Below are 3,049 nucleotides of genomic sequence, written 5' to 3' on the forward strand. Positions count from 1 at the left end.
GGTCGCCGCACCACCGCCCGGACGCCTGACCGGAGGGCCGCCGGTGGTGGTTCCGCCGCCCGGAGCGGTTCCGGTGGGGGCGGTTCCGGCGGTGAAGGCGCCCGCCGGGGCGTCGCGCAGCGGGGTCCGCAGGACGGTCTCGCCGTAGCGGAGCACCAGCCGCTGCATCTCCTGGCCGATCAGCGCGGGGTCGATCACGCCCTGCGTGAGGACGCCGAGGCAAGTGCCCTCGGCCGCGCCGCGCAGGAACAGCACACCGCCCTCGTACTGGGCCATCACCTGGTAGAGCGCGCGCTGGCCGGTGCCGTACGTCCCGGCCACCGACCGGGACACCGACAGCAGGCTCGTGCAGGTCGCCGCCAGCCGCTCCGAGTCGTCCCGGCCGAGGGACGCCGAGCGCGCGATGACCAGGCCGTCCCGGGAGCACAGGATCACGTGGCGGACGCCGGCGACGCGGGCCAGTGAGTCGATCATCCAGTCCTGGTCAGCGGTCAAGGTCGTCTCCCGGGGACGGCGTTTCGGTGGCGGCCGACGTGTCGGCCTCGGAGGGGTGCGGAGTCGAGCCGGACGCCCGCCCCGCCGCGCCGCCTTCGGACACGTCCGCGACGGACACGTCCGCGACGGGTGCGTCCGCGACGGGTGCGTCCGCGACGGGGGCTTCCACGGAGGATGCTTCCACGGCGGGTGCGTCCGTGGCGGGTGCGTCGGTGACGGGTGCGTCGGTGACGGCCACGTCCGTGGCGGGTGCGTCGGCGTCCGGCGTGCCCGCGTCGGGCGTATCGGTGGCGGGTGCGTCTTTGGCGCGTTCCGACGGCTCTGACGCGGTCGCGTCGGGCGCGGCGGGGTCGGGGTCGGGGGAGGTGAAGAGTGAGGCGATGAAGGCGCCCGCCTCGTCCGGGCTGGACGGCGGGGGCGCGAGTTCGGACACCGGCCCGGAGGCCGAGCGCGCTGCTTCCCCCCGGCGGCGTGAGGTCCGCTTGGGAAGCCCGCGCCGCGCGGCAGGCGTCTCGTCCTCCGGCTCGTCTCGCGTGGAGGCAGCCTCGACGACGGCCGGCGCGGATCCGGGCCCAAAAGCCGGAGCGGGAATCGCGGCGGGCGCAGGTGGGGCGGCGGCGGGACGCGGCGGCAGGAGCGGTGAGCTGACGGTCGTGGTGAGGTCGCCCGGGACGCGGACGACGACGCGCAGTCCGCCGTACGGGGAAGGTTCCAAAGCGAGGTGCAGGCCGTGGCGGCGCGCGTAGCGTCCGACGACGACCAGGCCGAGGCGCGGGACCTCGCCCAGCTCGTCGAGGCCGACGGGACGCTCGCCGGTCACCAGGCGCTGCGACTCGGACAGCCGCGGCTCCTCCAGCCCGGTGCCCTGGTCGTCGATGCGGACGACCGCGCCCGACGCCCCCGCCGACAGCCCGACGATCACGTCGGTGGCGCTCGGCGAGAGCGTGGTGGCGTTGTCCAGCAGCTCGGCGAGCAGGTGGATCACCGGTTCCAGGACGGCCGCCCGGACCGCCACCGGCGGGTCGCCCTCGATCCGGACGCGCCGGAAGTCCTCGATGCGGGCGGTCGCCGCCTGGACGGTCTCGGCGAGCCGCATCGGCTCGGGCCAGTGCTGGCCCTCCCAGGTGCCGCAGGCGACGACGAGGCTCTGCGCGAGGCGGGCGGCCTGCGCGGCGAGGTGGTCGAGGACCTGCCCGGCGGCGTAGACCTCGGGGTCGTCGCGGCGGGACTCGGCGAGCCGCTCGGCGGCGGCCTGGACGCGGTGCATGAGCGTCTGCTGCCGCCGTCCGAGCGCGACCATGACCATGCGCTGCGAGTCGAGGCGTCCTTCGGCGTCCTCGGCGGCCTCCGCGAGTGCGAGCCGCTTGTCCTCCTCGGCCTCCGCGAGCGCGACGCGCTTCTCCTCTGCCGCCTTCGCGAGCGCCGCCCGCTTCTCCTCGGCGGCTTCGTCCAGCGCGGTCCGCGCGGCTCGGGCGGCCTCGTCCAGGGCCGCCTGCGCGGCCTTGGCGGCGTCCTCGGCGGCGGCCGCGGCGGCCTGCGCGGCCTCCTCGGCGGACTCCCGCGCGTAGCGTGCCTCGCGCTCGGCGGCGCCGCGGGAGAGCACGTTGGTGCGCGTGGTGGTCCGCAGGTCGTCCAGCGTCCGGTCGCGCAGGTCGAGGAGTTCGGCGCCGAACGCCTCGTCCTGCTCGGGCGGCGGCAGCGGCGCGTCGCGGTCGTCGAGCGCGGCGGGGACGGCGTCGGCGAGCAGGTGCTCGACGCCCTTGCGCAGCAGCGCGTCGGCCTCGGTGAGCGTCGCCGCGTACTGCCGCCACTGCTCGTGCAGCCGCGCCCGGTCGGCCGTGAGCGCGTCGCGTTCGGAGAGCAGCGCGGCGCGCTCGGCGGTCAGCTCGCCGAGGTGGCGGGCGAGCAGCGCCTGCCGGGCGCGGGCCCGCTGCGCGACCAGCACGGTGAGGACGGTGGCGGCGAGCGCCGCCGCGAGCGTGAGGCCCCAGGCGGGCCGGCGGGCCGGTCCCGCGCCGGACAGCCAGGGCCCGGCCGCGGTGAGGACGAGGGTGGCGCCGGCCGAGGTCCAGAGCGCGTACCAGAGCGGTCTAGAGGAGAGGGACGGGTCCGGCGCGGGCGCGGTGGGACTCATGTTCCCTTTCGGGGTAGAGCGGGCGGGGTTCTCGCCGGCCGTCCCGATGGCGGGTGAGGCGGCTCCTCGGCGTCTTATGCTGGCGGCCCCGCGGCGGGGCCGCCAGAGCATCCGCTGCCCGCGTCCGGCGCACCGGTGGATTTTCTGCCTACAAAGTGGGCACTTACCGGGCATTCCGGCGGGCTGGTGCGTGAGAATGCGGTTCCTATGAGCGACCAGCGGCGCGAGCTCGTCCGGGCACGGGAGCTCCAGGGACTGACGCAGGCGGACGCGGCCGACCGCGTGCACGTCGCCACCTCGACCTGGGCCCGGTGGGAGCGGGGCGAGCGCGCGCCCCGGACGCAGCACTTCGCCGAGATCGCGCGGGCGTTGGACGTCCCGGCGGCCCGGGTGCGGAGCTGGTTCGCCGGTCCCGGCGAC

General features: G+C 76.7%; 3 protein-coding genes. 1 reads left to right on the forward strand and 2 read right to left on the reverse strand.

Annotated features, from left to right (window positions below):
- Together AB0J52_RS34170 and AB0J52_RS34175 are read right to left on the reverse strand one after the other, a co-directional pair.
- Positions 1–495, reverse strand: a 495-nt coding sequence (locus AB0J52_RS34170) for a roadblock/LC7 domain-containing protein (RefSeq protein ID WP_500187026.1), incomplete at its 3' end; no start/stop codon positions are given.
- A complete protein-coding gene (locus AB0J52_RS34175; RefSeq protein ID WP_500187027.1) occupies positions 485–2,629 on the reverse strand; it encodes a sensor histidine kinase in 2,145 nt (714 codons plus the stop codon). The genes AB0J52_RS34170 and AB0J52_RS34175, both read right to left, overlap by 11 nt.
- Positions 2,630–2,836: 207 nt before the next feature.
- Between AB0J52_RS34175 and AB0J52_RS34180 the strand changes: the two genes are divergently transcribed.
- A partial coding sequence (locus tag AB0J52_RS34180; RefSeq protein ID WP_500187028.1) for a helix-turn-helix transcriptional regulator occupies positions 2,837–3,049 on the forward strand: 213 nt, incomplete at its 3' end.

The organism is Spirillospora sp. NPDC049652 (genome assembly GCF_040675125.1).
Classification (GTDB): Bacteria; Actinomycetota; Actinomycetes; order Streptosporangiales; family Streptosporangiaceae; genus Spirillospora.